We start from the raw sequence: 21,955 nt of genomic DNA, 5'->3' as shown, positions 1-21,955 counted from the left end.
GCGTCAGCCGTCGGGGCCGAAATAGGTCTCGGCCCGCGCCGCGAAACGCGCCGCGATGAAACGGATGAATTCCGCGACCCGTGGCACGCGGCGCAGATCCGGATGGGTCACCGCCCAGATCGGCGCATAGTCGATCAGCGCGAGCCCCGGCACCCGTATCAGCACCGCATCCCCCGCACCGATCAGGCAGGGCGCGCGCACCATCACCTGCCCCGCCCGCGCGAGGTTGAGCGCCGTGATCATGTCATCGCTCTCAATGACGGGAACGGCGCCGGGAAACCGCGCCTCGAGCGCGGCGGGGCGCGCTGCCGTCCAGGCGGTGAAGGCCACATAGGGCAGCGGCCTCTGCCGGTCTTCGCCGGACAGAACCGCTTGATGGGCCTCGATATAATCGCGGCTGGCGAACCAACCGGCGCGCTGCCGGGCAATGACCCGGCCCCACAGGCTTTCGGCCGGGCTGTGCGATACGCGGAGGGCGACATCGGCTTCGCGCCGATGCAGATTCAGAACGCGGTTGTCGCCCAGCAGGCTGAGCATGATGCCGGGATGACGGGCGCGGAACACCGCAATGTCGGCGGCGAAATCGGCATTGGCCACCAGCGGCGGCACAGTGATGGCCAGGGCGCCCGGCCCCTGCCCCCGCTCTGCTTCCAGCGCGAAATCCAGCGCATGCACCCGCGCCTCGACCTCTTCGGCATGGGCGATGGCGGTACGGCCCGGCGCCGTCGGCACAAGGCCGGTCGGAAGCCGGTCGAACAGGCGCAGCCCGGCCTGCTCTTCGGCCCGCGCCAGTTGTCGCGATACGGTCGCATGGGTCACCCCAAGGCAGCGCGCCGCGCCGTTCAGCCCGCCATGGCGCGCCACCGCCAGAACGATGCGCAAACTGTCCCAATCCTGCATGGCGACCCCGAAGCCTGAGCTATTTCCGTACAAGGGTATTCCGAAGATAGCCCATTCCCGCAACCCCCATGCCTCGCCTAAATGGCGGCACGGGAACCAAAGGGAAAAAACCATGCCTCATTACGTTGTTGTTCAGTTGATCGTGAAAGATGCCGATGCCTTCGCGGCCTATCGGGCCAAGGGGGGCGCAGCCCTTGCCAAACACGGCGGACAGCCGATCGCGGGCGGGCCGGAGATCGAAGTTCTGGAAGATACCGGCGCGGGGCCTTCGACCTGCCTGATCGTGGCCTTCCCGGACGCCGAGGCCGCGCGCGCCTGGATCAATGACCCCGAACTGGCCGAGGTGCATGCGATGCGTCGTGACGGCGCGCAGACCACGATCCTGCTGCTGCCCCCGATAGGCTGACAAAGGGCCGGGCCCGCGCGGCAAGTCTGCGGCGCCCCGCTTGCGGGGCGCCTGCATGGCTTACATGTGAATCACGCGATCATAAGCGTCGAGCACGCTTTCGTGCATCATCTCGCTCAGCGTGGGATGCGGGAAGACCGTGTTCATCAGATCTTCTTCGGTGGTTTCCAGCTGACGGCCGACCACATAGCCCTGGATCAGCTCCGTCACCTCTGCCCCCACCATGTGCGCGCCCAGCAATTCGCCGGTCTTGGCGTCGAACACGGTCTTGATCATCCCCTCGGGCTCGCCCAGGGCAATCGCCTTGCCGTTGCCGATGAAGGGGAAGCGGCCAACCTTGACCGTATAGCCCAGCTCTTTGGCCTTGGCCTCGGTATAGCCGACGCTGGCCACCTGCGGCTGACAATAGGTGCAGCCGGCGATGCTTTCGGGCTTTACCGGATGCGGATGCCCGCCCGCGATCAGTTCGGCCACCATCACGCCCTCGTGGCTGGCCTTGTGCGCCAGCCAGGGCGCGCCCGCGATATCGCCGATGGCATAAAGCCCGTCGGCCCCGGTGCGGCAATATTCATCCGTCACCACATGGGTGCGGTCGATCTTGACGCCCAGGCCTTCCAAACCCAACCCCTCGACATTGCCGACGATGCCCACGGCGGAAATCACCGTGTCGAACTCATGGGTTTCAACCTTGCCGCCCGCCTCGATATGCGCGGTGACCTTGCCCTTGCCACGGTCGAGCTGTTTGACCATGGCCTTTTCCATGATCTTCATGCCCTGCTTGGTGAACTGCTTCTTGGCGAAGGCCGAAATCTCGGCGTCTTCCACCGGCAGGATACGGTCCATCACCTCGACGACAGTCGTGTCAGCGCCCAGCGTGTTGTAGAAGCTGGCGAATTCGATGCCGATGGCGCCCGACCCGATGACCAGCAGCTTTTTCGGCATGCGCGGCGGCGTCAGCGCGTGCTTATAGGTCCAGACCAGATCGCCATCCGCCTCCAGCCCCGGCAGTTCGCGCGCGCGGGCGCCGGTGGCCAGCACGATGTTCTTGGCGGTCAGCTCTTCGCTGCCCTTGTCGGTCTTGACCGAGACCTTGCCCTTGGCCGGCAGCGTCGCCTCGCCCATCACCACGGTGATCTTGTTCTTCTTCATCAGATGGCCGATGCCGCCCGACAACTGCCCCGCAACCCCGCGCGAGCGTTTGACGACCGCGTCGAGATCATAGCCGATGCCCTCGGCCGTGAGCCCGAATTCCTTGGCCCGGTGCATCAAGTGAAACACTTCGGACGAGCGCAGCAGCGCCTTGGTGGGGATGCACCCCCAGTTCAGGCAGATACCGCCCAAATGCTCGCGTTCGACAATCGCAACCTTCTGGCCAAGCTGCGCACCGCGAATTGCAGCGACATAGCCCCCCGGCCCGGCGCCGATCACGATCATGTCAAAATTCCTGGCAGCCATCTGCTTCCCCTTTGTCCGAAAAGTAGTTTGATATTAAACTATATCAAATTACACATCAACGGACCGAAGGCCGCAAGGCCGGATTTTTCCGTCGCCGCCGGGAAACGCGGTATGTTCAGCCGCGCAACGCCTCGACGATCGCGGGATAGCCGCCCTCTGCCAGAAAGGTGCGCTCATCCTCGCTGCTGCAACGCGCGAGCGCGTCGTTGCGGAACGGAAACCGGCCAAAGCGGCGGATAACCTCGCGGTGCGCCTTGGCATGGAGCAGATTGTCGGCGCCGGTTTCGGGCATGCGCGTGAGCATCAGGCGCACGCAACGGTCCTGATCCGTCAGGCATTCCGAATGCATCAGCGGCAGATAGAAAAACTGCCGTTCGGGCTCTTCCACGCGCATGTCGAATTCGCGGTCGATCGTATGTTTGGCCGCCTTGCGCGCCATCGGATCGGTGGAAAACGCCCGCGCCTCGCCGCGGAACATGTTGCGCGGGAACTGATCGGTCAGCAGAAGATAGGCCAGCGCCGTGCGCGGCTGTGTCAGCCATTCGTGCAGCCCGCCCTCAAGCGCCTCCTGCCAGAGCGCTTCGAACCGGACGCGGATGTCATCGTCGAGCGCGGCGCCGCCGATGTACCAGCCCTTTGGCCCGACCTCTTCCAACCAGAACCGCAGAACCTCATCCGGGGTTTGCATGACCACTCCTCCTGACTGCCCTTACCGGCATTTTCTTCAGCGTTTCAGATAAGTTGAGGCCGTGCAAGGGGGCAGACCCTATGCCGCATCGATGGCATGGCGGGCGTGCTCCTCTTCCTGCCCCTCGATAAAGACTTCCTGCGCGGCCTCCACCGCGACAGAGGTGGCTGACGGCAGCACCGGCGAATAGGTTCCGGTTTCCGACACGAGCGGCGCCCGGCGCTGGGTCATTCGATAGGCGGCATAGGCCGAGAGGCTGCCCAGCAGCGCGGCCAGGAACAGGAAGAACCCCGAGGGCCCGGCGTATCCCATGATCCAGCCGGTGATGAGCGGGCCCGCCACCGCGCCGACCCCGTTCAGAAAGATCATCCCGCCGGAAGCCGCGGCCATATCCTCATGCTCCAGAAAATCGTTGGTATAGGCGATGATCAGCGCATACAGCGGGTTGCTGGTACCGCCCACCACGAACATCGCGCCCAGCAGCACGGAAAACCGGCTTTCGAACAGCAGCCCGGCCAGCGCGCCAACACACCCCAGCACGGCCGTGCCGAGGATCAGCTGTCGCCTGTCCATCCGGTCCGACATCCAGCCGATGGGAAACTGCATCAGCAGCCCGCCGACATAGATCGCCGCGACGAAGGCGGAAATCTGCGCCACGCTGAGCCCCGACTGGGTACCATAGACAGCCGCCATGCCGAACAGCGCGGAATAGACCCCGCCCAGCAGAAACGCCCCGACGCAGCCCAGCGGAGAGACGTGGTAGAGCGCGCGGATGCTCATCGGTTTGGTGGTCTCGAAGGGCGGCGTCGGCGAGACCGACAGAAGGATCGGCGCGAAGGAGATCGAGACCAGTACCGACGGGATGATGAACAGGATGAACCCCGACGGGTCGCCCAGCGTCAGCAGGCCCTGCGCCGCGACGATCCCCGCCATCTGGACAATCATGTAAAGCGAAAGCGCCTGCCCCCGGGTTTCGTTGGTGGCGGCGTTGTTGAGCCAGCTCTCGGCGGTCACGTAGACGCCGGAAAAGCAAAAACCGATGATCACCCGCAGCAGCGTCCAGGCCCAGGGATCGGTGATCGCCGGGTAAAGGATCAGCACCGCCGAGATGAACGACCCCAGCGCCGCGAACACCCGCACGTGGCCCACGCGCCGGATCATTTCGGGCGCCATCCGCGAGCCGCCCAGAAACCCTAGGAAATAGGCCGACATCACAAGCGACATCTGCAGGGTGGTGAAACCTTCCAGCCCCCCGCGCACACCCAGAAGCGTGCCCTGCAGACCGTTTCCGACCATCAGCAGAAGCATCCCCAGCAGCAATGCCCAGGAACTGGCAAGAACCTTGATCACGTTACACCTCGAATCACGTTACGTGCCCTCACTACGACGGACACTGTCAGGGGATATGTGCCAGGGCGACATTCGGTGTCGCGAATGCGCCCTCACGGGATCAGAAGCGACGCATCGCCGTAAGAGAAAAAGCGGTATCGCCCGGCCACCGCATGGGCATAGACGGCACGCATCCGCTCCACCCCCATCAGCGCGGAAACCAGCATCAGCAGGGTGGATTTCGGCAGGTGAAAATTGGTCATCAGCGCGCCCGTGACGCGAAAGCGGTATCCGGGGCGGATGAAGATATCGGTCTCGCCGCGCCACGGCACCATGGTGCCATCCGCCTGCGCCGCGCTTTCGATCAGGCGCAGCGCGGTGGTGCCCACGGGGATGATGCGCGCGCCCGCGGCGCGGGTCGCGTTGATCTCGGCCGCCGCCTGCGCCGTCACCTCGCCCCATTCGGCGTGCATCTTGTGGGTTTCCACATCCTCGACCTTCACCGGCAGGAAGGTGCCCGCCCCCACATGCAGCGTGACCTCGGTGAACGTCACCCCGATCGTCCGCAGCTTTTCCAGCAGCTCCGCATCGAAATGCAGCGAGGCGGTCGGCGCGGCCACCGCGCCGGCGTGGCGGGCGAAGACGGTCTGATAGTCGGTCTTGTCCTGCGCGTCGGCGGGGCGTTTGGCGGCGATATAGGGCGGCAGCGGCATGGCGCCCGCCTCGGCCAGCGCGGCATCGAAATCATCACCCGCCAGATTGAAGCCAAGCACCACGTCGCCCTCGCGCCGCTCGGTGACACGGGCCGAGAGCGCGTCGGAGAACACGATCTCCTCGCCCTGTTTCAGCTTGCGCAGGGGCTTGGCCAGCGCCGCCCAGCCGCCGCCCGGCTGCGGCTCCAGCAGCGTGATTTCCACCTTCGCCTCGACGACACCTTCGGGCGTATGCCGCAGGCGGCGGCCGAACAGGCGCGCCGGGATCACCTTTGTGTTGTTCAGCACCAGCCGGTCGCCTGCGCGCAGCAGCGACGGCAGGTCGTAGACATGACAGTCGCGCAACGTGTCGCCCTCGGCCACCAGCATCCGGGCGGCGGTGCGCGGGCGGGCGGGCCGGGTGGCGATCAGCTCTTCGGGCAGGTCGAAATCGAAATCGGAAAGTTTCACTCGGCAATCTCCGGCGGCGGCCGGCGGAAGATCTCGCGAAACATCCCCGGCGTCAGAATTGAAAGAACGTTGACCCCGACCGACGGGGCGGCCGCATCACCCGACAGCCGGTAGTTGAAGCCGAACAGCCCCTCGCCCTTGCGGGTCAGGAAACTGCCGACGCTGTTGAGCAGATAGATGGGCGAGATCACGCCCTGCATATCGACCCGGTTCGCCTTCAGGTCATAGACCCCGGCCAGCGAAATGCCCAGCGATGTGCCGATGGCGCTGCCCCGGCTGATCTGAAGCGCGTTCGGGGTCAGGATGAAATCGGCCGACACCTCGCTGAAGGTCAGCCCCTCGCCATCCAGAAGCTGCAGGATCCCGACGACCGAAATCGCGCTCAGCAGCTCGGCCAGAACCGGCGCGCCCTTGACCCGCGTGTTGCGGATGGTCATCCGGCCGTTGTATTCGCCGGGCGCGCCGCGGGGCGTCAGCATCAGGTCGAGCGTGCCGCCACGGGATTTCTCGAAGATCCCGGCCCCGCGCAGCACACCGCCCGCGTCATCCGACTGAACATGGATCGCGGTGCCGCCGCGCGCGGGCACCAATGTGGCGACCACCGGCGCGCCGTTGCCCACGCGCCCGCGCAACCGGCCGTTCAGAGCGCCTTCGGGCGTCAGCACCCCGCGCACATCATAAAGCGTGATCGCGCGCGACACGATCAGACGGTCCAGCGCCACCGCCACCGGCCCGCCCTCGCCGGTGCCCCGGCCCTTGGCAAAGGGGCTGTTGCGTAGATCCAGCCGCCCGCCCTTGATCGCAACGCTGGGCGGCCTTCCGGGGCCGCGCCCGCCAAGCACCACCGGCGCGTCAAGCCAGTCGCCCACCCGGACGCGCGAAAACCGCGCCTCGCGCAGCGCGCCGTCGCCGCCGATCGCCAGCGTGCCCGCCGCCGAAAGGCCGGGCGCCGAGATTGACAGGCTGTCGATTACCGGCGGCGCCCCGAGGCTGCCCGACACCTGAAGCGAGCCGTGCGCATTGCGCGGCTTCGACCAGCCCAGCCCCGGCAGGCTCAGCCCCACCCGGTTCAGATCGGAGGTCAGTTCGAACCGCGCCGCCGTGTCCTTTGCCAGATCAATGGCGACATGGCCCAGCCCGCTGCCGGTGACAGTGCCGTCGGGCAGCCCGATCCCGAAGGCTTTCACGAAACGCGGCGACAGTTCCACCGTGCCTTCGACCCGGCTTTGCCCCTGTTGCTCGGGGCCGAGCGCCTGGCTCCAGACACCCTGCACCGGCACCCCGTCCAGCCGCGCCGCGCCACTGATCGAGATCTGGTCCCGGTCCGCGCTCAGGTTCAGCGTATCCGCCTCCAGCACACGGTTCGGAACCGCCTTTTCACTGCGCAGATCGCTCAGCACACCCGAAACCGAATAGTCCACGTCCTGCGGCGTGACCTTCTTGGCGAGGCTCAGGCCGATCTTCGCCTCCATCCGGGCGTGGCCTTCGGCAAGGTCGGTCGGCTGGCCGGCGCGCGACATGATGTTGAACACCGGATGATCCAGCAGCGCGAGCATCGCCCCGACGGTGCTTTCGGTTTTCAGGTCGATCTCGGCCCGCGCCGGCCTTTGCGTGATGTCGGGCACGTGAAACACGGTGCCGGTGGCATCGACGGGGCCGCCGCCGCCAGGCGCATCGACGATGCCCTTGTCCAGCACCATGGTGAATGTCATCTCCGTCATCGTGACATAGCCGAACCCGCCATGAACCGGTGGCATGGACTTGATGAACTGCACCGTCGCATCGCGGAACTCATGCACCAGCGACAGACGAACCGGGTGATCCGGGGCGATCCGCAGGGCCGCCTCGACGTTGAAAAGCACCCCTTCGAACACATTCTCGCTCACCCAGCGGCGGGTCGGCGGAACAAGGCCCACCGGCCATAGCGCGATCAGCCGGTCACGGGTGATCTGATCCACGCCGAAATCGAGATCGAGCTTCCAGCCGTCATTGCGGGCCTTGATCACGCCATCGCCGCGATAGGCCGTCCCGGCATTGTCGAGCAGCACGACCTGGCCGATGGTCACGGTGAACGGATCAAGCGCAAGCTTCATGTCCAGCGCGCCGGAGTTGAACCGCGCCGGCTGTTCGAAAAACCCCTCGGGGTCCAGCGCGACCTCGCGGAACTGCATCTGGGTGACCAGGCTGGTGGGCCAGCCATCCACCTCGTCGCCCAGATAGGCGTGGCCTTCCGCCTTCAGCCGGACGGCGGCGGTATCAAGCTCGGTCTCGTTCATGGTGATCTTGTCAGCCGCCGGATCATAGGTGAAATAGCTTTTGCCGCGGCGGAACGGGATCGGCGCGACCCCCGCGACCGGGTGGATCGCACCGGCGCCAAGCTCCAGCGCGGCGCTGAGCGGCGTAAGATGCCCGTCGGCCCCCACCCCCGAGCGCAAGGCGCCCGACAGCGGCGCGTCGATGACCCGCAGGAAGGTCAGCGCGGGGGATTGCGCCGCGATGTCGGCCGAGGGCACGTTGCTGAAGTTGGCCGACATCCGCGAAAGCAGCGAGCCCTTCGCCAGATCGAAGCTCAGCGCCACCTCCGACGGCACGCCCAGATCGTTGGTCAGCGAAAAGAACAGCCGCGAAGACAGGTCGGTCGCGGTCTGCTCGATGGTCAGAAGCCCGCCCTCGATCTGCCAGCTGCGCTGCGCGCGGGCGTCGGCATAGCTGAGTGTCAGATCCTCGACCGACAGATCTTCGAGCCCGGACAGCGCCGGGCTGGCAAACACCGCGTCGATCCTGCGCAGAACGTCGGGCAGGCTGGCCGCGGCGCCGTCGGGGGCGAACTCCTCGCCCAGCGTCAGGTCGATGCTGCCATCCACCGCCCGCGTCAGCGCCAGCTCTGCCCCCGACAGCGCCACCCGGCGCAGGGTGACGCGCCGCTCGGCGAACGGGCGCAGGCTCATCGCCGCGTGCACATCGCGCAGCATCGCCACCGGCCGGCCGGCCCCATCCGAAAGGGCGACGTCGCGCAGATGAACCTGAGGCAGCTTGTGGCGCGTGAAGGTCACGTTGATGCCGCCCAATGTCATCTGCACCGGGCCAAGCGCCGCGTTCAGCCGTGTCTCCAGCCGCTGCGCCATCCATGCGGGCGCAGGAATTGCGCGACCGGTCAGCGACAGTACGGAAATCAGGAACATCGCGCTCAGCACAACAAAGCCGAGCGACAGCCAAAGCCGGAAATGGCCCCGCCTGCGCGGCGTCTGCGCCGTCCGCTCGTTCATTCTGTGCCCTGCCCGGCGCCCATTTGCCTTTTGGCCCTGTCTTTTTTCTCGCGCCCCGCGCCCCGGAAGGGTATGGACAATCTGCCAATTCCCGAGGAGCCTTTCATGACCGAATGTGGCCAGCCCGCCCCCGATTTCACCCTTCCCCGCGATGGCGGCGACACTGTCACGCTGTCCGCGCTGCGGCCGGCGCCCGTGGTGCTGTATTTCTATCCCAAGGATGACACGCCGGGCTGCACGAAGGAAGCCATTGCCTTCACCGAAATCCTGGCGGAGTTCAACAGCGAAGGCGCGCATGTCTTCGGCGTTTCCAAGGATCCGGTGACCAAACACGAGAAATTCCGCGACAAGCACTCCCTCTCGGTGCCGCTGCTTTCGGATGCCGATGATACGGTCTGCGAGGCTTATGGCGTCTGGGTCGAGAAGAACATGTATGGCCGTAAATACATGGGGATCGAGCGTGCGACCTTCCTGATCGACGGCGCGGGCAATATCGCCCGGATCTGGCGCAAGGTGAAGGTGCCGGGCCATGCCGAGGCCGTACTCGACGCGGTGCGCGCGCTTTGAGCGGAGAATGCCTGGCGCAGATGGCGGTGCAGGTTCTGACCACCGCCGACGGCCGCGCCAAGACCGCGCTGTCGCGCCGCCACGCCGCGGCCTGGTTCGCGGCGCGCGACGCCGGCGCGCCGCTCGAGGTGGGCCGGGCCAGCCCGCCCCTGCGCCCCGCGCGCCCCGACCGGCCAGAGCTTCTGTCGCCGCGCGACGTGCCGCGCCGCCGCCCCGGCACGCCCGAGGGGCGCAAGGCGCTGCTGCACGCGGTCGCGCATATCGAACTGAACGCGGTCGATCTGCACTGGGACATCATCGCGCGCTTCGCCGACGTGCCCATGCCCGCCGGGTTCTTCGACGACTGGGTGAAGGCGCCCGATGAGGAATCAAAGCATTTCAACCTGATCTGCGACTGCCTGGAGCGCATGGGCAGCCACTACGGCGCGCTGCCCGCCCATGCCGGCATGTGGCGCGCGGCCGAGGATACCGCCGATGACCTGATGGGGCGGCTTGCCGTGGTGCCGATGGTGCTGGAGGCGCGCGGGCTGGACGTGACGCCCGGCATGATCGAGGTGTTCCGCAAGGCGGGCGACGATCACGCGGTCGAGGCGCTGGAGGTGATCTATGGCGAAGAGGTGGCGCATGTGGCCTATGGCTCCAAATGGTTCCATTTCCTGTGCGGGCGCCATGACGAAGACCCCAAAGAGGTGTTTCACACGCTCGTTCACAAATACTTCCACAGCACGCTGAAACCGCCCTTCAACGAGGAAAAGCGCGCCGAAGCCGGGATGCCCCCCGACTTTTACTGGCCTCTCACCGAAGCCGACCCGCCGGCCTGAGCCGGTTTCCGCCCGCGTTGTCGGCGAATTCCCGCGCAAGATTGTCCTTTAGAAGCACGATCGTGGAACCCAAACGCTCAAAAAACTTGCAGCGCTCCCCGGCCATGACCTATGGAGTTAACGACCGCTTTTTTGGGGAAAGCTGGTCACCACTACAACGGGGACAAGGCAGACGGGGCGATGGTTTGCAATCTAATGTCATAAGACGGATGAACATGGCGCTTGAGCGCTATTTGCCGGAACAGCGGCTTTTTCTGAGATCGGAAACGGAAACGCGGTTCATCCGGCTGAGCCCGGGGACGCAGTTGGTTGCCCTCACGGGCTGCGCCGCGATCGTGGGCTGGTCGATCATCGCCAGCGCGATGCTGATCATGGATACGATCGGCGCCGGCAGCCTGCGCGATCAGGCGCGGCGCGAACAGGCGATGTATGAAGAGCGGCTGAACGCGCTGGCCGGCGAGCGTGACCTGCGCGCCGAAGAAACCCGCAACGCGCAGAACCGGTTCAACCTGGCCCTTACCGAAGTGTCGAAGATGCAGTCGGCGCTGCTGGCCTCCGAAGACCGCCGCAAAGAGCTGGAAACCGGGATCGGGGTCATCCAGTCCACCCTGCGTCGCACCATGTCGGAGCGTGACACGGCCCTGGCAGAGGCGGAAAACCTGACCGTCGCGCTGGCCGAGAGCACCGATGCCGACAAGTCGGGGGCCGGCCATGCCGAAGACATGCGCGAAACGGTCGCCTTCCTGTCCGAGGCGCTGAACCTGACCGCGACGGAGCGTGACACCATCGCCGCCGAAGCCGCCGCTGCCTATGAACTGGCCGGGGCGCTGGATTTCGACCGGCAGCTTTCGCAGGATCGGAATGACCGGATCTTCGGCCAGCTCGAAGACGCGCTGACAATCTCGATCGAGCCGCTGGACAAGATGTTCCGCTCGGCCGGGCTGAACACCGATACGCTGATCGAACAGGTGCGCCGCGGCTATTCCGGCCAGGGCGGCCCGCTGACACCGCTGTCGGTGTCGACCAAGGGCGAGCTGACCGATCCCGAAACGCTGCGGGCCAACGGGATTCTCGACCGGCTGGATCAGCTCAACCTCTATCGCATCGCGGCGGAAAAGACGCCGTTCTCGCTGCCGCTCAAATCCTCTTTCCGCTTTACCAGCGGGTTCGGGGCGCGCTGGGGCCGTATGCACAACGGCACCGATTTCGCCGCTTCCTACGGCACGCCGATCTATTCGACGGCCGATGGCGTGGTCATCCACGCCGGCTGGATGTCGGGATATGGCCGCGTGGTGAAAATTCAGCACGAGTTCGGGATCGAGACCCGCTACGCGCATATGTCTAAAATCCACGTGACGGTCGGGCAAAGGGTCTCGCGCGGGGACCGGATTGGTGATATGGGGAACTCTGGTCGGTCTACCGGCACGCACCTGCACTATGAGGTGCGCGTAGGGGGCAAACCCGTCAACCCGATGATCTATATCAAGGCAGCGAGAGATGTTTTCTAAAAGCAGGATCAATGAGCCCGGCCCCAAAGCGGGCGAGGCAGAGAAACCCGCCATGCCGGAAATGGCAAAGCCGATGCCCCAGGCGGGTGAAAAGCCCGCAACCGCGCCCAAGCCGAAGCCGCCGGCATCGGTCCTGTCGTCGGATCTGACCATCACCGGCAACCTTCGGACAACCGGCGACATCCAGATCGAAGGCACCGTGGAAGGCGACATTCGCGCCCATCTTCTGACCGTTGGCGAGGGCGCCACCGTGAAGGGGGAGGTGGTCGCCGATGACGTTGTGGTCAACGGCCGCGTCGTCGGCCGCGTGCGCGGCCTGAAGGTGCGCCTGACCTCGACGGCGCGTGTCGAGGGCGACATCATCCACAAGACCATCGCGATCGAAAGCGGCGCGCATTTCGAAGGTTCGGTTCAGCGTCAGGACGATCCGCTGAGCAACGGCCCTGCCCCGCAAAAGCCCGCCGCGCCAAAGGCCTGAGCCTTTCACACGGCAGAATTCAACGGGCGCGGCCAGGGATGACCGCGCCCGTTTTGCACCCACGCCCATGCGTCACACCAAGGCGGCGCGGTAAAGGTGCCAGGTGGCATGGCCAAGCACCGGCAACACCACCAGCAGCCCGATGAAAAACGGCAGCATCCCCGCAAACAGCAGCCCGATGAGCGTTATCCCCCACAACAGCATCGGGCCGGGATTGGCCGTGACCGTGCTGACGCTGACGATCATCGCGGTGACGAAATCAATCTCTCTGTCCAGCAACAGCGGCAGGCCGACAACCGTGACGGCAAAGATCAGCGCCGCCAGCCCCGCCCCCACAAGCGATCCCACGCCCAGCATCATCAGCCCGTTCGCCGTAAGGAACACCTCGTAGGACGAAGTGACGTTGGTCATCGTCGAAAGCCCCAGGAACAGGGCGAAAATCATGTGGCCGATGAAGGACCAGAACAGGAAGATCAGGATGATGATGGCGCTGATCGAAGGAAGCTGACGGTCTTTCTGCCGCCAGATCACGCCCAGAATCTCTCGCCAGTTCAAGGGCGTGCCGTTTTCCAGGCGGCGGCTGACCTCGTAGAGCCCGACAGCCGCGAAAGGCCCGAGCAACGGAAAGCCGAACACCAGGATCGCCAGCCAGTAGATCTGTCCGGTCACCTGGGTGACCCAGAACATCGCGATACCGCAGACCACATAGAAACCACCGAAAAACGCGCCATAGCCCGGTGCCGCCAGAAAATCGCGCCAGCCCCGTTTCAGCGCCGTGAAAACCGTGCCGCAGCTCACGCGCTGAATCTCCGGCACCCGTGAGGGCGCCGCCGCTGTTACTTCCGTCATGTGACCCTCCCGTATACGCGTCTGACGGCGTATTCGGGGGCATTTTACACGGATTTTTCGCGGATCAAGAAGAAATCAACCCTCAGCCTGCGCCTCGGCGCGGCTTTTGCCGGCCACGTCCAGCGCCAGCGTGGCGGCCATGAACTGGTCCAGATCCCCGTCCAGCACGCCCTGTGTGTCGGAGGTTTCCACGTTGGTGCGCAGATCCTTGACCATCTGATAGGGCTGCAGCACGTAGGATCTGATCTGGTTGCCCCAGCCCGCATCGCCCTTGTTTTCATGCGCTTCGGTGATGGCGGCATTGCGCCGGTCCAGCTCCATCTGATAAAGCCTTGATTTCAGGGCCTTCATCGCGATGTCGCGGTTCTGGTGCTGGGATTTTTCCGAACTGGTCACGACAATGCCGGTGGGCATATGGGTGATCCGCACGGCCGAATCGGTGGTGTTGACGTGCTGCCCGCCCGCCCCCGAAGAACGATAGGTGTCGATGCGGATATCGGCCGGGTTCACCTCGATCTCGATATTGTCATCCACAACCGGATAGACCCAGACAGAGCTGAAAGAGGTGTGGCGTCTTGCCGCACTGTCGTAAGGTGAAATCCGCACCAGCCGGTGCACGCCGCTTTCGGATTTCAGCCAGCCATAAGCGTTGTGGCCGGAAATCTTGTAGGTCGCGGATTTGATGCCCGCCTCTTCGCCCGCGCTCTCGGACTGAAGTTCGACCTTGTAGCCCTTCTTCTCGGCCCAGCGAACATACATCCGCGCCAGCATGCTGGCCCAGTCGCAGCTTTCGGTGCCGCCGGCGCCGGCGTTGATCTCCAGAAAGGTGTCGTTGGCATCCGCCTCGCCATCCAGCAGCGCCTCGATCTCTTTCTGCGCCGCCTTCTCGGCCAGCGCCTTCAGCGCGGCCTCGGCCTCGGTCACCACCTCGGCATCCTCTTCCATCTCGCCCAGCTCGATCAGCTCGATATTGTCCGACAGCTCCTGGCCGATGCCCTTGTAGGTGTTCATCGCATCGACAAGCGCCTGCCGCTCGCGCATCAGCTTTTGCGCGTTGGCGGGATCATTCCACAAATCGGGGTCTTCAACCCGGGCGTTGAACTCTTCCAGCCGGTGCTCGGCCGTCTCCCAATCCAGCCGCTGCGCCAGCAGGGCCAGGGATTTGCGGATGTCCTCGATGGTGTTTTGCGTGTCGGCACGCATGGTGGGCGAACCCTCGTTTGCTGCTGTTTGCGTTCAGATGGGGGTGATAGCGGCTTGGGCGCGCGCGGGCAAGCTCAGTAAAGCCCGCCCGACGACAGGGTGCCGAAGCTGGCCTTGGGCCCCACGGTGGCCTTTTTGCCGGTCGAGGTCGTGACCTCGGTTCCGTCATCGCTTTCGCCGGGGGCAAAAAGCGGCAGGTTGGAGCCCATGGCGAAGCCGCCGTCGATCAGCGCGGCAAGGCCGAAGACGGGCTCTTCGCCATCACGGAAATATTCGGCCACGACGTTTTCACCCTCCGCGTCATCGGGCAGACGCTCGCCCGAGAAACGGTCGATCTTGATGAAGTGGCCGCCGGGGGGCACCTTGAATTCGCCGCCGCCGAATTTCTTCGTCGCCTCGGTCATGAAGCTGTTGAAGACCGGCCCGCACATGCCGCCGCCCGACGCGCCGCGCCCAAGCGGCTCGGGCCGGTCATAACCTATGTAACAGCCCGCGACGATGTTCGAGGTGAAACCGATGAACCAGACATCCTTGGCCTCGTTGGTGGTGCCGGTCTTGCCTGCGGTCGGCACCGGAAGATGGACGCTGCCCGAGGCCGTGCCCCGCTCCACCACGCCCCGCATCATCGAGCTGAGCTGATAGGCGGTGATCGCGTTGATCACCCGTGGCCGGTTCGAAAGGATGGTGGGCGCCGCTCCGGGGTTCAGCGACGCGGTCCGGCAGTCTTCGCAGATGCGCGGATCATGCCGATAGATGGTCCGGCCCCAACGGTCCTGCACCCGGTCCACCAGCGTCGGTTCCACCCGCTCGCCGCCGTTGGCGAACATCGCATAGGCCGCGACCATCTTGTAAAGCGTGGTTTCCTGACTGCCGAGCGCATTGGCCAGGAACGGATCCATCCGGTCATACACGCCAAAGCGTTCGGCATAGCCCGCCACCAGATCCATCCCGATTTCCTGGGCCAGACGCACCGTCATCAGGTTGCGCGAGCGTTCGATGCCGGTGCGCAGAGGCGTGGGGCCGTAGAACTTGTTCGACGCGTTCCTGGGCCGCCAGATGCCTTCGCCGGTTTCCACCTCGATCGGGGCGTCGATGACGATGGTGGCCGGGGTGAAGCCGCTGTCCAGCGCGGCGGCGTAGACGAAGGGCTTGAACGACGAGCCCGGCTGACGCGTGGCCTGGGTGGCCCGGTTGAAGACCGAATCCTGATAGGAAAAACCGCCCTGCATGGCGATGACGCGGCCGGTGTTCACGTCCATCGCCACGAAACCGCCCTGCACCTCGGGCACCTGCCGCAGCGTCCAGCGGATGAACGAGCCGTCCTCGTCCGACCGCATTTCGCGCACATGAACGACATCGCCAACCTCGAGCAGGTCCGACGCCTTTTGCGCCCGCGGGCCCAGGCTGCCATCGGCGCGCCGCTTGCGGGCCCATGTCACGTCCTTGGCGACGATCCAGTGGCCGTCGCTGTCTTCGGCCACGCCTTCGATGCCGATGCGGGCGGCGGAATTGCTCAGTTCCAGAACCACGGCCGGCGCCCATCCTTCGATGTCGCGCGCCACATCGGTGCCGGCCAGCGCCGCGCGCCAGCGCGCCTCGTCCGCCAGATGTTCCAGCGCAACCGTCTTGCCCGTGCCGCGCCACACGCCCCGGCCACGGTCGTATTTCTCCAGCCCGTCGCGCAGGGCCTCGGCCGCCTGCTGTTGCATATCGGGATCAACCGTGGCGCGGATGGTCAGGCCGCCCCCAAAGAACTCGCCCTCGCCGAAATCCTCGCTCAGCTGGCGGCGGATCTCGTCGGTGAAATAGTCGCGCGGCGGCAGGCTCTGACGGAAGGGCGGGTAATCGCCGTTCTGCACGGTCTTCAGCGGGGCCGCCTTGGCCAGCACATAGGCCGCGTCATCGATATAGCCGTTCTCGTTCATCTCGCGCAGCACGAAATTCCGCCGCTCCAGCGCGCGTTCCTTCTGGCGGACCGGGTGATAGGTGGAGGGCGCCTTGGGCAGCGCGGCCAGATAGGCGGCCTCTTGGGGGGCAAGCTCGGCCAGGGTCTTGTTGAAATAGGTCTGCGCGGCGGCGGCAACGCCATAGGAGTTCTGGCCCAGGAAAATCTCGTTGAGATAAAGCTCCAGAATACGGTCCTTGCTCAGCGTGTCCTCGATGCGGGTGGCCAGGATCAGTTCCTTGATCTTGCGTTCGCCGGTCCGGTCGCCGCTCAGCAGGAAATTCTTCATCACCTGCTGGGTGATGGTCGAGGCGCCACGCACGTTCTTGCCCCGGCTTTTCACCGCGTCGATGGCGGCGGCGATGATGCCGCGCGCGTCATAGCCGTTATGGCTGTAGAAATTCTTGTCCTCGGCCGAGATGAACGCGCCCTTCACCAGTTCCGGGATCTCGTCGGCCGGCGCGTAAAGCCGGCGCTCTTCGGCGAATTCGTCGATCAGGCGGCCCTGGCCGGAATAGATGCGGCTGATCGTCTTGGGGGTATAGGTGGCCAGCTCCTCGTGGCTGGGCAGATCGCGCGCATACATCCAGAATACCGCGCCGATCATCGCCGCGCCCATGGCAATGCCGATCGTGACAAAGCTGAAAACCGCCCCGAAGAAGGATAGGATCGTTCTGAACACGGCGTGCGCCCCCTGAAATAACTTCGCCTCTATACGCCCCCTGCCCGGTGCGGTCAAAACCAACGCGCGGCGGTTCGGCCAATTCGCGCCGCCACCGCGTTCACGGTTCCGCGAAGGGCTTGCGCCAGACGTCGCGGCAGCGTAGCGCAAAGCCATGCATCCCGAAGACATCCTGCCCACCTACGCCCGAGTCGCCCAAGGCTTTGCCCGACACCGCGACAAGACCCTGTTCGAACGCCGCTGGCTGGACAGGATGCTGGCCCATGCCATCGGGCGGCGGGTGCTGGATCTTGGCTGCGGGCCGGGCAAGCCCATCGCCACCTATCTGAGCGAGCGGCGCGCGCAGGTCACCGGGGTGGATGGCGCCGCCGAGATGGTGGCGCTGTTTCGCGCCGCCCTGCCCGGCGCCGAGGCGATAGAGGCCGATATGCGCGGCCTGTCGCTGGGCCGGCGGTTCGACGCGATCCTGGCGTGGAACAGCTTTTTCCACCTCTCCGCCGCCGACCAGCGCGCCATGTTCCCCACCTTTGCCATGCATGCCGCGCCGCGCGCGGTGCTGATGTTCACCTCGGGTTCGGACGAGGGAGAGGCGATTGGCGAGGTCGAGGGCGAAACCGTCTATCACGCCAGCCTGTCGCCCGCCGAATACCGTGCGCTTCTGTCCGACAACGGCTTTTCGGTGATCGATTTCGCGCCAGAGGATCCGGCCTGCCGCGGCCATACCATCTGGCTGGCGCGCTACACCGCTATTTCCTGAGCAGCGTCGCCTGCGCGGCATCGGATTGCGCCCAGTTCAGCAGGGCGTCGCGGATGCCCTGCGCCGCTTTGCGCCGCCATTCGGGGTCGGTCAGGTTTTCCCGGTCGCGTTTCGACGACAGAAAGCCAAGCTCGATCAGGACCGACGGGATATCGGGCGACTTGAGCACCGAAAACCCGGCCGACTGGCGCGGGCGCTTGTGCATATGTTCCACCGCCTGCCGCAGCCCCGCGACCAGCGCATCGGCCAGCGCATCGGAGCGCGGCGCCGTATCGCGCCGGGCAAGATCCATCAGCACATCCGCGATCACGTCATCCTGATGCGACAGATCCACCCCGGCCAGAAGATCGGCGCGGTCGTGGCGCTCGGCCAGCTTCTGCGATGCCTTGTCGGAGGCGGTGTCGGACAGGGTATAGATCGTGGCGCCCGTGGCATGGCCTTCGGCCAGCACATCAGCATGAAGCGACAGAAACACATCCGCCCGGGCGGCGCGGGCGATGGAGATGCGGCTTTCCAGCGGCACGAAACTATCCTCTTCGCGGGTCAACGCCACCTCGGCGCCGGCGCGCAGCAACACCTCTTTCAGCTCGCGCGCGAAGGTCAGCATCAGATCTGCTTCGCGCACCCCGCCACGCTCGGCCCCCGGATCGATACCGCCATGGCCCGGGTCAAGCACCACGCGCAGCGGCCGCGATCCGTCCTGACGCTGGCGCGGCGGCGCCAGCGCAACCGCTTGCGGCAACCCCCAGAGCACGGCTTCGGGCGTGGCGGCGGCGGCCGCGAAATCAGCGGCGCTGACCGGGGCGAGGCGCATCACCAGATCCGCCCGCCCGGTTGCGTCATCACGCCGCATCTCGGCGCTTTGCACCGCGAAAGGCCCGGTCAGATCCAGCACCAGCCGCGACCAGCCCGGCCGCACCGGCCCCATCCGCAGGCCGCTGGCCCGGCTGCCGCGCAGCAACGCGTCAGGCGCGATGCCATCCCAGGCGATCTCGCGGAAATCGACGACGAGCCGGGGCGGCGCGTCAAGCGTACGCACGCGGAACGGCACCGGCTGGCTGAGATCCAGCCGCAGCTCGATCCCCTGCCCCGCATCGATCACGCCCGAGCGCGCGGCATTGACCCGCGCCAGCGCCGAAAGCTCCTGCGCCATGCCACCTGCCGCCGCCCAAAGCGTCACCGCGGCGCATAACCCGAAAATCCTGAAAATCCTGCCCATGCGCCCCGACGCCCGTTTTGCGCAAGTATACCCGGTCACCCGCCCCGGCGAAACCGCCGATCAGCCAAAGCGCGCCTGCATGAACGTCTTGAGCCGGGCCAGCCCTTCGCGGATGTCGCCGGTCGCGGTGGCATAGGAAAACCGCAAGGTGCCCGCCCCGCGCGAAGGGTCGAAATCCAGCCCCGGCGCCACCGCCACGCCCGCCTGTTCCAATATCTCGGCGGCGAGTGCGCGGCTGTCCTGCGTCAGATGCGATACATCGGCATACACATAAAAGCCGCCGTCCGGCGGCGCGATGCGGGTGAAGCCGGCCTCCGGCAGACCCTCCAGCATCAAGCGCCGGTTCTCGCGGTAGACAGCCATGTTGGCCTGAAGCTCCGGCTCGCAGTCCATTGCCGCCAGCGCCGCGATCTGGCTGACATGAGGCGCGCAGATGAACATGTTCTGGGCCAGCCGTTCGATGATACGCACATGATCGGGCGGCACCACCATCCAGCCCACCCGCCAGCCGGTCATCGAAAAATACTTGGAAAAGGAGTTGATCACGTAAACCTCGTCGCTGATCTCCAGCGCAGTCACGGCCTTCTTGTCATACTCGATGCCGTGATAGATCTCGTCGGAGATGAACGCCGTTCCCTGCGCCGCGCAGGCCCCGATCAGCGCAGCCATCGCAGCCCGGTCCAGCATGGTGCCGCTGGGGTTGGCGGGCGAGGCGATCATCAGCCCGGCCAGATCGGCGGGAAGATCCCCCGGCACCGGCTGCAGGCGGTTTTCCGCCGCCGTTTCCAGCATCACCGGCCGCAGATCCAGCGCGCGCAGGATCTGCCGGTAAGACGGATAGCCCGGCGCCCCGATCCCCACCCGGTCGCCCGTGTCGAAAAGCGCGGTGAAGGCCAGCAGGAAGGCCGCAGACGAGCCCGAGGTGACGATCACCCGCCCCGGGTCCAGATCAACATTATACCAGTCGCCATAAAGCCTTGCGATGCGTTGGCGCAGCGCCGGCAGGCCCAGGGCGACGGTGTATCCCATGGCATCCCCTGCCATCGCCTCGGTGACGGCAGCGCGCGCGCCCGACGGGGCGGGCGTGGCGGGCTGGCCGATTTCCATGTGGATGATGCGCCGGCCGGCGGCCTCTGCGCGGCGCGCATGCTCCAGCACATCCATCACGATGAAAGGATCGACCCCGCTTCGCCTTGAACTTCGCACCGCACTCTCCTTACTCTGCCATCATGGCAGCTTTGTTCCAGCGCATGTGCAGACAGTCAATGGCAGCGGGCATCGCCCTGCTGCTCGCCCTCGGCATGCTCTGGGCGCCGGCGGCGCGGGCGCAGGGGCTGATCCGCGATGCGGAGATCGAACATGCCCTGCGCCAGCTCGTCGCCCCCGTGGCCACGGCCGCCGGCTTCAGCGCCTCGCAACTGAGGGTCATGGTGATCAACGATGCCTCGCTGAACGCCTTCGTCATCGACGGGCGCACGATCTTCGTCCATTCCGGCCTGCTGCTGAAGCTGGACAGCGCCGAGCAGGTGCAGGGCGTGCTGGCCCATGAGATGGCCCATATCGCCAACGGCCATATCACCCGCCGCATGGCCAATCTGCGCGGGGCGCAATCTGCGGCGGGGATGGGGCTTTTGATGTCGGCGGCGCTGGCGCTGAGCGGCAATCCACAGGCGGCGGCCGGGGTCGCGGCCGGATCGTCCTCTTCGGCGCAGCGCCTGTTCTTCGCCCATACAAGAGCCGAGGAAGCCTCTGCCGATCAGGCCGGGGTGCGCTACATGGCGCGTGCCGGGCTGGACCCGGCGGCGATGGTCGATGTGCTGGAGATCTTTCGCGGGCAAGAGGCGCTGAGCCCGGGCCGGCAGGATCCCTACGTACGCACCCATCCGCTGACGCAGGACAGGCTGCGCGCGATGCGGGGATTCGCCGCGGCCTATGGCGGCACGGCGCAGGCGAATCCGGCCGCCGAATACTGGTTCAACCGGGCCCAGGGAAAGCTGGGCGCGTTCATGCAGAATCCGTCCTATACGCTGCGGCGGATCAAACCCTCCGACACATCCGACAGCGCGCTCATGCGGCGCGCCATCGCCTATCACCGCAAACCCGACGCCAAGGCCGCCCTGCGCGAGATCAACACCCTGGCCGCGCGCCGCCCGTCGGATGGCTATATCGAGGAACTGCGCGGGCAGATCCTGCTGGAATCGCGGGATTTCGGGGGGGCCGTCCGATCTTATCAGCGGGCGGTGCAGCTTGCCCCGAACGAGCCGCTGATCCAGGCCGGCTATGGCCGGTCGCTTCTGGCGCTTGATACGGCCGATGGCACCCGCCGGGCGCTTTCGGTGCTGGAACAGGCCCGCGCGCGGGATCCGTTCGATCCGCGGCTGCTGCGCGATCTGGCGGTGGCCTATGCGCGGCTGGGCAACAACGGCATGGCCTCGCTCGCGACGGCCGAACGCTATGCGGTGCAGGGGCGGTTTCGGGATGCGGCGGTGCATGCCGAACGGGCGGCGGGGCTGTTGCCGCACGGCTCTTCCGGGGCGCTGCGCGCGCAGGACGTTCTGCACACCGCCCGCGCCGCCACCCAGTAAGCCCGACGCTCCCGCTTTTGTGATCCGCAAAAGGTTGGTCGGACGCGCGCGCCGGTGCAGTGTGGTCGGCAAAACGCGACGGAAGGTATCGGAAGCGGCCAGCGCAATTGCCGCCCGCCGCCGGCTGTGAGATA

The 21,955-nt window shown here is 65.9% G+C and carries 18 protein-coding genes; 7 read left to right on the top strand and 11 right to left on the bottom strand.

From position 1 onward, the window contains the following. Positions 1-3: 3 nt before the first annotated feature. Complete coding sequence (locus tag GGR17_RS15190) at positions 4-900, bottom strand: LysR family transcriptional regulator (RefSeq protein ID WP_054539163.1); 897 nt, start codon at positions 898-900, stop codon at positions 4-6. A 112-nt stretch (positions 901-1,012) separates the two neighbouring features. On the opposite strand from GGR17_RS15190, the gene GGR17_RS15185 reads away from it, so the two are divergent. Continuing rightward, a complete protein-coding gene (locus GGR17_RS15185; RefSeq protein WP_054539164.1) occupies positions 1,013-1,306 on the top strand; it encodes a DUF1330 domain-containing protein in 294 nt (97 codons plus the stop codon). 60 nt (positions 1,307-1,366) lie between these two features. On the opposite strand, the gene lpdA is transcribed toward GGR17_RS15185, so the two are convergent. From lpdA to GGR17_RS20555, 5 genes are all read right to left on the bottom strand, one after another. After that, complete coding sequence (lpdA, locus tag GGR17_RS15180) at positions 1,367-2,761, bottom strand: dihydrolipoyl dehydrogenase (protein WP_054539165.1); 1,395 nt, start codon at positions 2,759-2,761, stop codon at positions 1,367-1,369. A 115-nt stretch (positions 2,762-2,876) separates the two neighbouring features. After that, the gene (locus GGR17_RS15175) at positions 2,877-3,449 is read right to left on the bottom strand and encodes a DUF924 family protein (protein WP_054539166.1); all 573 of its coding nucleotides are present in this window, start codon (positions 3,447-3,449) and stop codon (positions 2,877-2,879) included. Between the two features lie 78 nt (positions 3,450-3,527). Next, positions 3,528-4,799, bottom strand: a complete 1,272-nt coding sequence (locus GGR17_RS15170) for an MFS transporter (RefSeq protein ID WP_054539167.1) — start codon at positions 4,797-4,799, stop codon at positions 3,528-3,530. A gap of 92 nt (positions 4,800-4,891) precedes the next feature. Continuing rightward, positions 4,892-5,941 (bottom strand): tRNA preQ1(34) S-adenosylmethionine ribosyltransferase-isomerase QueA, encoded by a 1,050-nt coding sequence (queA, locus tag GGR17_RS15165; protein WP_054539168.1) that lies wholly within the window; start codon positions 5,939-5,941, stop codon positions 4,892-4,894. Continuing rightward, positions 5,938-9,207, bottom strand: a complete 3,270-nt coding sequence (locus GGR17_RS20555; protein ID WP_054539169.1) for an AsmA-like C-terminal region-containing protein — start codon at positions 9,205-9,207, stop codon at positions 5,938-5,940. The genes queA and GGR17_RS20555 overlap by 4 nt, the downstream gene beginning before the upstream one ends. A gap of 105 nt (positions 9,208-9,312) precedes the next feature. On the opposite strand from GGR17_RS20555, the gene bcp reads away from it, so the two are divergent. The 4 genes from bcp (at position 9,313) to GGR17_RS15140 (ending at position 12,581) form a co-directional block, all read left to right on the top strand. Next, on the top strand, positions 9,313-9,774 hold the full coding sequence (gene bcp, locus GGR17_RS15155) for a thioredoxin-dependent thiol peroxidase (RefSeq protein ID WP_037208507.1): 462 nt from the start codon (positions 9,313-9,315) through the stop codon (positions 9,772-9,774). 20 nt (positions 9,775-9,794) lie between these two features. Beyond that, positions 9,795-10,595, top strand: a complete 801-nt coding sequence (locus GGR17_RS15150) for a ferritin-like domain-containing protein (RefSeq protein WP_054539170.1) — start codon at positions 9,795-9,797, stop codon at positions 10,593-10,595. 185 nt (positions 10,596-10,780) lie between these two features. After that, positions 10,781-12,103: a M23 family metallopeptidase gene (locus GGR17_RS15145; RefSeq protein WP_235974507.1), complete on the top strand. Its 1,323-nt coding sequence runs from the start codon at positions 10,781-10,783 to the stop codon at positions 12,101-12,103. Further along, the gene (locus GGR17_RS15140) at positions 12,093-12,581 is read left to right on the top strand and encodes a bactofilin family protein (RefSeq protein WP_054539171.1); all 489 of its coding nucleotides are present in this window, start codon (positions 12,093-12,095) and stop codon (positions 12,579-12,581) included. The genes GGR17_RS15145 and GGR17_RS15140 overlap by 11 nt, the downstream gene beginning before the upstream one ends. A 72-nt stretch (positions 12,582-12,653) precedes the next feature. On the opposite strand, the gene GGR17_RS15135 is transcribed toward GGR17_RS15140, so the two are convergent. The 3 genes from GGR17_RS15135 to GGR17_RS15125 form a co-directional block, all read right to left on the bottom strand. Beyond that, positions 12,654-13,430, bottom strand: coding sequence for a DUF2189 domain-containing protein (locus GGR17_RS15135; protein WP_054539172.1), 777 nt, complete (start codon positions 13,428-13,430; stop codon positions 12,654-12,656). 75 nt (positions 13,431-13,505) lie between these two features. Then, positions 13,506-14,633 (bottom strand): peptide chain release factor 2, encoded by a 1,128-nt coding sequence (gene prfB / locus GGR17_RS15130; protein ID WP_037207958.1) that lies wholly within the window; start codon positions 14,631-14,633, stop codon positions 13,506-13,508. Positions 14,634-14,707: 74 nt separating this feature from the next. After that, positions 14,708-17,260 carry a penicillin-binding protein 1A gene (locus GGR17_RS15125; RefSeq protein ID WP_054539173.1) on the bottom strand — a complete coding sequence of 851 codons (2,553 nt, stop codon included), beginning with the start codon at positions 17,258-17,260 and terminating at the stop codon, positions 14,708-14,710. Between the two features lie 154 nt (positions 17,261-17,414). Here GGR17_RS15125 and GGR17_RS15120 point away from each other — a divergent pair, with 154 nt between their 5' ends. After that, entirely contained in the window at positions 17,415-18,017 is a 603-nt protein-coding gene (locus GGR17_RS15120) for a class I SAM-dependent methyltransferase (protein WP_054539174.1), read from the top strand. Here the strand turns inward: GGR17_RS15120 and GGR17_RS15115 are convergent. Continuing rightward, positions 18,007-19,236 (bottom strand): N-acetylmuramoyl-L-alanine amidase, encoded by a 1,230-nt coding sequence (locus GGR17_RS15115; RefSeq protein ID WP_054539175.1) that lies wholly within the window; start codon positions 19,234-19,236, stop codon positions 18,007-18,009. The two genes, GGR17_RS15120 and GGR17_RS15115, sit on opposite strands and share 11 nt — an antisense overlap. Positions 19,237-19,296: 60 nt before the next feature. Then, positions 19,297-20,442: a pyridoxal phosphate-dependent aminotransferase gene (locus GGR17_RS15110; protein ID WP_054539176.1), complete on the bottom strand. Its 1,146-nt coding sequence runs from the start codon at positions 20,440-20,442 to the stop codon at positions 19,297-19,299. A gap of 59 nt (positions 20,443-20,501) precedes the next feature. Between GGR17_RS15110 and GGR17_RS15105 the strand changes: the two genes are divergently transcribed. Further along, a complete protein-coding gene (locus GGR17_RS15105) occupies positions 20,502-21,821 on the top strand; it encodes a M48 family metalloprotease (protein WP_157445572.1) in 1,320 nt (439 codons plus the stop codon). Positions 21,822-21,955: the final 134 nt, after the last annotated feature.

This window comes from Actibacterium naphthalenivorans (genome assembly GCF_014196965.1).
Taxonomy (GTDB): domain Bacteria; phylum Pseudomonadota; class Alphaproteobacteria; order Rhodobacterales; family Rhodobacteraceae; genus Actibacterium_A; species Actibacterium_A naphthalenivorans.
This window is presented reverse-complemented; position numbering and strand designations above follow the sequence as displayed.

Excerpts from the sequence above, each read along its gene's own strand:
- GGR17_RS15190 (WP_054539163.1), bottom strand. The coding sequence starts at position 900 with ATGCAGGATTGGGACAGTTTGCGCATCGTTCTGGCGGTGGCGCGCCAT.
- GGR17_RS15185 (WP_054539164.1), top strand. The coding sequence starts at position 1,013 with ATGCCTCATTACGTTGTTGTTCAGTTGATCGTGAAAGATGCCGATGCC.
- lpdA (WP_054539165.1), bottom strand. The coding sequence starts at position 2,761 with ATGGCTGCCAGGAATTTTGACATGATCGTGATCGGCGCCGGGCCGGGG.
- GGR17_RS15175 (WP_054539166.1), bottom strand. The coding sequence starts at position 3,449 with ATGCAAACCCCGGATGAGGTTCTGCGGTTCTGGTTGGAAGAGGTCGGG.
- GGR17_RS20555 (WP_054539169.1), bottom strand. The coding sequence starts at position 9,207 with ATGAACGAGCGGACGGCGCAGACGCCGCGCAGGCGGGGCCATTTCCGG.
- bcp (WP_037208507.1), top strand. The coding sequence starts at position 9,313 with ATGACCGAATGTGGCCAGCCCGCCCCCGATTTCACCCTTCCCCGCGAT.
- GGR17_RS15150 (WP_054539170.1), top strand. The coding sequence starts at position 9,795 with ATGGCGGTGCAGGTTCTGACCACCGCCGACGGCCGCGCCAAGACCGCG.
- GGR17_RS15140 (WP_054539171.1), top strand. The coding sequence starts at position 12,093 with ATGTTTTCTAAAAGCAGGATCAATGAGCCCGGCCCCAAAGCGGGCGAG.
- GGR17_RS15135 (WP_054539172.1), bottom strand. The coding sequence starts at position 13,430 with ATGACGGAAGTAACAGCGGCGGCGCCCTCACGGGTGCCGGAGATTCAG.
- prfB (WP_037207958.1), bottom strand. The coding sequence starts at position 14,633 with ATGCGTGCCGACACGCAAAACACCATCGAGGACATCCGCAAATCCCTG.
- GGR17_RS15120 (WP_054539174.1), top strand. The coding sequence starts at position 17,415 with ATGCATCCCGAAGACATCCTGCCCACCTACGCCCGAGTCGCCCAAGGC.
- GGR17_RS15115 (WP_054539175.1), bottom strand. The coding sequence starts at position 19,236 with ATGGGCAGGATTTTCAGGATTTTCGGGTTATGCGCCGCGGTGACGCTT.
- GGR17_RS15105 (WP_157445572.1), top strand. The coding sequence starts at position 20,502 with ATGGCAGCGGGCATCGCCCTGCTGCTCGCCCTCGGCATGCTCTGGGCG.